Source organism: Nocardioides sp. (assembly GCF_041600255.1).
Taxonomy (GTDB): domain Bacteria; phylum Actinomycetota; class Actinomycetes; order Propionibacteriales; family Nocardioidaceae; genus Nocardioides.
On sequence record NZ_JBFIKK010000161.1, the window covers coordinates 1 to 6,556 of the forward strand.

Consider the following 6,556-nt stretch of genomic DNA (forward strand, 5'->3'; position numbering starts at 1 on the left):
CCGGCCGAGAAGCCGTCGGTGAGCGCCTGGACGTCTCCGGCGCGGTCAGCACCGAACGCGGTCGCGACCGCCGTCATCGCAGCCAGCCCGAGGGCGGAGCCCACCTGGTAGTTGGTGTTGACGATGCCGGAGGCAAGACCACCCTCCTGCGGGTCGGCGGCCGAGAGCGCCATGCCCAACGAGGGGATGAAGGCCATCGCCATGCCGGCCGCCGTCACCAGCGACGCGGGCAGGACGTCGACCGCGAAGCTGCCGTCCGGGCTGATCAGGGACAACCACGCCAACCCGATGGCCAGGGTGGCCAGCCCGGAGACGGTCATCGCCTTCGGGCCGAACGCCGCGATCAGCCGCGGTGCGGCGAGGATCATCCCCACCATGATGGTGAGCGTCAGCGGCAGCAGAGCCGCACCGCTGGCGAAGGCTCCCAGCCCCAGCACCTTCTGCAGGTAGAGGTTGATGAAGAAGAACATCGGGATCCAGGCCGCACCCAGCATCAGCTGGGCGACGTTCGCGGCCGCCAGGTTCGGTGCCCGGAAGATGCCGAGCCGCATCAGCGGCTGACGCAGCCGGGACTGGAGCAGGACGAAGAGCGCCAGCAGCGCCAGTCCCCCGAGTCCGAAGAGCAGCGTCCCGGCCGAGGACCAACCGGCCTCCGGCGCACGGACCACGGCGAAGACGACCGCAGCGAGACCCGCGGTCACGGTGACAGCACCGGTCACGTCCAGGGAGCCGCGCTGCGTGGCGCCGGCCGGCATCACCGAGGGTGCCAGGGCGACGACGACGGCAGCCAGCGGCAGGTTGATGAAGAAGACCCACGGCCAGCTGGCGTACTCGGTCAGCACTCCACCGAGGAACACGCCGGCCGTGCCGCCCGCCGGAGCGGCGGCGCCGTACAGTGCGAGCGCCTTGGTCAGCTCCTTGGGCGACGATCCGAAGATCGTGAAGAGCAGCGTCAGTGCGGCGGGCGCGATCAACGCGGCGCCGGCACCCTGCACGGCACGCCCGGCCAGCTCGGCGGACACGCTGCCCGCGAAGCCGGCGACCAGCGAACCGATCGCCAGGATGACCCACCCGCCGATGAAGATCCGGCGAGCGCCGTACAGGTCCGAGAGCCGGCCACCGAGCAGCAGCAGGCCCCCGAAGGCGACGACGTAGGCGTTGAAGACCCAGCTCAGGTCCTGGGGCGAGAACCCGAGGTCGGCCTGCATCTGCGGCAGGGCGACCCCGATGATCGAGGTGTCCATGATGACCATGAACTGGGCCGCGGCGATGAGCCAGAGCGCCAGCCAACGCCGACTGCTCAGACCTCCCGCGTCGTGGGGGGTGGTGGACATTGAAGTTGCCTCTCTCTGGTCGGTCAGCCGATCTCGACTGTCACGTGCACTGTGGTCGCGGGGGCTGTCGTCGCCCTGTCCGGTCGCTGTCCTGATCGGCGCGGGCTCGACAGCGGCTCACGGCAGGGTGGTCGGGTCGGAGACCAGCTGCACGGTGTACGACGTGCCGGCCAGCGCGGCGCGTACGTCGGCGGCGGACATGGTGCCCCCGAGCCGAACCCTCGAGGTCCGCGCGCTGGCGACCACGGTCCGCACCCCGGGCACGTCACGCAGCCGGGCTGTCACCTCACGGACGCAGTGACGACAGCTCATCCCGGCGACGATCAGCTCAAGGTCGGTCATGGCGTCACCCGGCCGTGGGGACGAGCTCGTCCAGCGCGGTCCTGGCGTCGGCCAGCAGCGCACGGGAGGCCACCAGCGGCCGCAGCTTGTTCAACGTGCGCGGAGACCCGAGGGCGACTCCCCCGACGAGGCGGCCGTCGCGGTCGACGAGGGCGAGGGTGACGGCGTCGTCCTCGCGGCTGCCCGCGAGGACCACTTCGCGGCCCTCCGGGCCCGGGCGGCCCAGCACCGTGATCGCCTTGCCGTGCAGACGGGTGGCGAACGACTCGGGCGCGTCGAGCGGGCCCGGGTCCTCGGACAGCCCCAGGTCGTGGAGCATCACGCGGGCGACGTGCCTGCCCTGGGCCAGGGCCTGGCCCCAGTGCTCGCCACGGACGGTGACCCCACCCCGACGGGGGCGTGCGACATCGCCGGCCGCGTAGAGACCTGCCACGCCGAGGACCCGCAGGTGCTCGTCGGTGGGCACCCCGTCCCGGGCCACGGGGAACAGGGGCGACAGACACGCCGTCGCCGGCGTCACCCCCGAGGCGACGAGGATGACGTCGACGACCGCGTGGGTGCCGTCGCACAGGCGCATCAGGACGGCATCGCCGAGCAGGTGGACACCGGCGACCGAGGTGGCGAACGCCGGCGTCAGGACGCCGCGTTGCTGGGCGCGGACCCAGCCCGCCACGGTCGCACCGAGGAGTCGGTCCAGCGGGGCCGGGTCCGGGTCGACCAGGGTGACGGCCGCACCTTCCGCGGCCAGCGTGTCGGCGGTCTCGGCACCGAGCAGGCCCGCGCCGACGACGCCGACCCGGACCGTCCGGTCACCGCGACGCGCAGCGGCTTCGTCGAGTGCCGACCGCAGGGTTGCGGCGTCGGCCGCCGTGCGCAGCTGGTGAACGCGGTTCGCGGCCACCTGGGTGTGCGAGACGTCGAGCGGACGGGGCTCGGCCCCGGTGGCGACGAGGACTGCGTCGTACTCCAGGCGCTCCCCGGTGTCCAGATGGGCGCATCGCGCCTCCGTGTCGAGCCGCGTCACCCGACGTCCGTGCCACGTGGTGACGTCCTCGTCGTCGGGCAGGCGGAGCGCCACCTGGGTCAGGGACATCTGGCCCCCGAGCAGGCCCTTGTTCACCGCGGTGCGGTTGTACGGCGACTCGGCCTCACCGTTGACGAGGGTGAGTCGACCTGCGTACCCGCGGGCCCGCAGCTCGCTCGCTGCGGCCGTGCCGGCGGCACCGGTGCCGATGATCAGCACACCGGCCTTGATGGTCTGGAACATGAGGACTCCTGGAGTGACTCCCCCGCCGCGACGGGGCTGGACGGGATCAGGCGGCGTCGACGAGGCTGCGGAAACGGCGCAGGCGCAGGCTGTTGGTGACCACGAAGACGGACGAGAAGGCCATGGCGGCACCGGCCAGCATCGGGTTGAGCAGGCCGGCGACCGCCAGCGGGATCGCGGCCACGTTGTAGGCGAAGGCCCAGAAGAGGTTGCCCTTGATCGTGGCGAGGGTGCTCCGGGAGAGCCGGATCGCGTCCGCGGCCGCGCGGAGGTCCCCGCGCACCAGGGTGAGGTCGCTGGCCTCGATCGCCACGTCCGTCCCGGTCCCCATCGAGAGACCCAGGTCGGCCTGGGCGAGGGCGGCAGCGTCGTTCACGCCGTCCCCCACCATGGCCACGACCCGGCCCTGCTCCTGGAGGCGCCGCACCACGGCCACCTTGTCCTCGGGCAGCACCTCGGCGATCACGCTGTCGGGCCCGGACGGGATCCCGACCTGGGCTGCGACGGAGCGTGCGACCGCCTCGTTGTCCCCGGTCAGCAGCACCGGCGTCAGCCCCAGCTCGGTGAAGCGGGAGATCGCCTCGGCGGAGGTGTCCTTGACGACGTCACTGACCACGAGCACCCCCCGGGCGCGCCCGTCCCACCCGACGGCCACGGCGGTTCGACCGTGCTCCTCGGCGTCGGCCATCGCGGCACGCAGCTCCTCGGGGAGGTGCTGGGACCAGTCGGCCAGCAGTCGGGCACGGCCCACCAGAACGGCGTGACCGTCGACGACGCCCTGGACGCCGAGGCCGGGCACGTTGGCGAAGTCCTCCACGGCCGGAAGGTCACCGACCCGTTCGCGAGCACCGGTGGCGATCGCCTGGGCGATCGGGTGCTCGGAGGCGTGCTCGAGGGCGCCGGCGAGCCGGGCCACCTCTGCGGTGTCCTCGCCACGAGCGGCCAGCACGTCGACGAGCGTCATCCGGCCGGTGGTGACGGTGCCGGTCTTGTCCAGGACGATGGTGTCCACGCGGCGGGTGCTCTCGAGCACCTCGGGGCCCTTGATCAGGATGCCCAGCTGCGCGCCTCGGCCGGTGCCGACCATCAGGGCGGTGGGCGTCGCCAGTCCCAGGGCGCACGGGCAGGCGATGATCAGGACGGCCACCGCGGCGGTGAACGCGGCGCCTGCACCGGCGCCGGCGCCGATCCAGAAGCCGAGCGTGGCCGCCGCCAGCGCGATCACGATCGGCACGAAGATGCCGGAGATCCTGTCGGCGAGACGTTGCGCCTGAGCCTTGCCGGTCTGGGCGTCCTCGACGAGCCGGGCCATCTGGGCCAGCTGGGTCTCGGTCCCGACGCGGGTGGCACGGACCACGAGACGTCCGCCGGCGTTGACGGTGGCACCGACCACGGCGTCGCCGGGAGCCACCTCGACGGGGACCGACTCGCCGGTCAGCATCGAGGCGTCCACGGCGGAGGACCCTTCGAGGACGACCCCGTCAGTGGCGACCTTTTCCCCGGGACGTACGACGAAGACGTCGTCGGTCTGGAGCTCGTCGGTCGGGATCAGGGTCTCGACCCCGTCCCGGAGAACCGTGACCTCCTTGGCGCCGAGCTCGAGGAGGGCGCGGAGCGCCGCCCCGGCACGTCGCTTGGACCTGGCCTCGAAGTATCGCCCGGCGAGGATGAAGGTGGTGACCCCGGCCGCGGCCTCGAGGTAGATGTTGCCGAGGCCGTCGGAGCGCTCGATGGTGAGGGTGAAGGGGTGCGTCATGCCGGTCTCGCCGGCCGTGCCGAAGAACAGGGCGAAGAGCGACCAGCCCATGGCTGCCAAGGTGCCGACCGAGACCAGGGTGTCCATGGTTGCGGCGCCGTGCCTGAGGTTGGTCCAGGCGGCGCGGTGGAACGGCCAGGCACCCCACACCACCACGGGCGCGGCGAGGGTGAGGGAGAGCCACTGCCAGAAGGTGAACTGCCAGGCCGGCACCATCCCCATCGCGATGACCGGGATCGACAGCACCGCCGAGACGATCAGCCGTTGCCTCAGGGGAGCAACCGGGTCGGGCTCTGCATCCTGAGGGGAGCCCTGCCCGGTGTTCGACCGGTCGCCCGGCTGCTTCGGCTGCGGGATGCGGGCGGTGTAACCGGCGCTCTCGACCGCGGCCACGAGGGCCGCGGAGTCCACGGGACCGTCGGCGGCGCCGAGGGTGACCCGGGCCTTCTCGGTGGCGTAGTTGACGGTGGCGACCACGCCGTCGAGCTTGTTGAGCTTGCGCTCGATCCGGTTGGCGCACGACGCGCAGGTCATGCCACCGATCTGCAGCTCGACCTGCTGGCCGGTTGCTGGGGTTCCTTGGAGAGTCATGCGAGGTCCTTCGGTTCGTGGCGCTTGGGCCGGGCGTCGGACGGGTCACGTCCGGGGGGTGGACCCCTCCGCCGTCGGGAGGGGGGTGGCGACGGCGGAGGGGTCCGGTGGGGCCGGTCCGTCAGCTGTCGGCGAGCTGGTAGCCGGCCTCCTCCACGGCGCCCTGGACCTGGGTGCGGTCCACGGCGACGTCGGAGGAGATGGTGACCTGGCCGGAGCCGAGGTCGACGTCGACGTTCGAGACCCCCGGGATCTGGGTGATCTCCTCGGTGACCGACATCGCGCAGTGCGAGCAGGTCATGCCGGTGACGGTGTAGGTGGCGGCGGTGGGCATCTCGGGTGTTCCCTTCATCGGATGGCCTGCGGGCCGGTCGGCCTGCAGGGGGTCAGTGGTGGGCGGCATCGTCGTGCGTCTCCTCGGTGGGCGCCGGCGCCGTCCCGGGGTTCCCCGGTCGGGAGGCGCTCACGGTGAACGCAGCGGTGTGGACCCGACCTGCGTGCCGGAAGTCCAGGAACAGCCGGAAGTCGCCGGTCGAGGGCACCTCGGCGTCGAAGGTGATCGTCGGTCCGGCTGCGGTCCGACCGTCCGACGGATCACCGTCGGGGTGGACGTGCAGGTAGGCGAGGTCGTCCTCGCGCAGGGCGACGAGGTGGCCGGAGGCGCCGAGATAGGGCTGGAGGTCCGTGACCGGCCGCCCGCCTTGGGTGACGGACAGGCGCAGCCGTGAGGTCTCTCCGGCCACCAGGTCGCCGTCAAGCCGGACCTGGTAGCCGTCGACACGCGCGGTGCGCGACGTCGCGGGCAGGGGCCGGGGCCGGTAGCTGCCCGCCACCGACAGGTCGTGACCGAGGGTGTAGCCGGACTCGGCTGCGGCGGGTCGGAAGTCGGCGAAGATCCGGTACTCCCCCGGGGCGTCCAGGTCCAGCGGGATCGACCAGGTGCCGTTCGCCCCAAGCCGGGGGTGCACGTGCTGGAAGGCGCCGAGGTCGCGTCGTACGGCGATCAGGTGCAGGTCCTTGCCGTGGCTCTCGTCGTACGACGTGAGCGGCGCGCCCGTCGGGTCGGTGACCCGGAAGCGCAGCTGTGTCCTGCCGGGAGCCTCGACGAGATCGTCGAGGACCTGCAACGAGTAGCCGTCCTGGCTGACCATCAGTCCGCCCGGGATCTCCTGGGGGGACGGTGGGGTGTTGGACGGCGTCCGGGGGGACGGGGTGGGAGCTGTCGCCGGCCGGTGACCTCCGTCGTGGCGGACGGGTTCGGCGCCG

6 protein-coding genes are annotated in these 6,556 nt (G+C 72.4%); all 6 read right to left on the reverse strand.

The genetic code is table 11. The annotated features are described in order from the left end of the window. On the reverse strand, positions 1-1,334 hold a 1,334-nt coding region (locus tag ABZE72_RS15050), incomplete at its 3' end, for an MFS transporter (protein WP_372729846.1). A gap of 117 nt (positions 1,335-1,451) precedes the next feature. Next, positions 1,452-1,676: a heavy-metal-associated domain-containing protein gene (locus tag ABZE72_RS15055; protein ID WP_372729847.1), complete on the reverse strand. Its 225-nt coding sequence runs from the start codon at positions 1,674-1,676 to the stop codon at positions 1,452-1,454. A 4-nt stretch (positions 1,677-1,680) separates the two neighbouring features. Further along, on the reverse strand, positions 1,681-2,943 hold the full coding sequence (locus tag ABZE72_RS15060) for an NAD(P)/FAD-dependent oxidoreductase (protein ID WP_372729848.1): 1,263 nt from the start codon (positions 2,941-2,943) through the stop codon (positions 1,681-1,683). A 46-nt stretch (positions 2,944-2,989) separates the two neighbouring features. Beyond that, complete coding sequence (locus tag ABZE72_RS15065) at positions 2,990-5,290, reverse strand: heavy metal translocating P-type ATPase (protein ID WP_372729849.1); 2,301 nt, start codon at positions 5,288-5,290, stop codon at positions 2,990-2,992. Positions 5,291-5,411: 121 nt separating this feature from the next. Continuing rightward, positions 5,412-5,642: a heavy-metal-associated domain-containing protein gene (locus ABZE72_RS15070; protein ID WP_372729850.1), complete on the reverse strand. Its 231-nt coding sequence runs from the start codon at positions 5,640-5,642 to the stop codon at positions 5,412-5,414. 34 nt (positions 5,643-5,676) lie between these two features. After that, positions 5,677-6,556, reverse strand: an 880-nt coding sequence (locus tag ABZE72_RS15075) for a hypothetical protein (RefSeq protein ID WP_372729851.1), incomplete at its 5' end; no start/stop codon positions are given.

What these genes read in the sequence shown, in the direction of transcription:
- ABZE72_RS15055 (WP_372729847.1), bottom strand. Translation starts at nt 1,676, where the DNA reads ATGACCGACCTTGAGCTGATCGTCGCCGGGATGAGCTGTCGTCACTGC.
- ABZE72_RS15060 (WP_372729848.1), bottom strand. Translation starts at nt 2,943, where the DNA reads ATGTTCCAGACCATCAAGGCCGGTGTGCTGATCATCGGCACCGGTGCC.
- ABZE72_RS15065 (WP_372729849.1), bottom strand. Translation starts at nt 5,290, where the DNA reads ATGACTCTCCAAGGAACCCCAGCAACCGGCCAGCAGGTCGAGCTGCAG.
- ABZE72_RS15070 (WP_372729850.1), bottom strand. Translation starts at nt 5,642, where the DNA reads ATGAAGGGAACACCCGAGATGCCCACCGCCGCCACCTACACCGTCACC.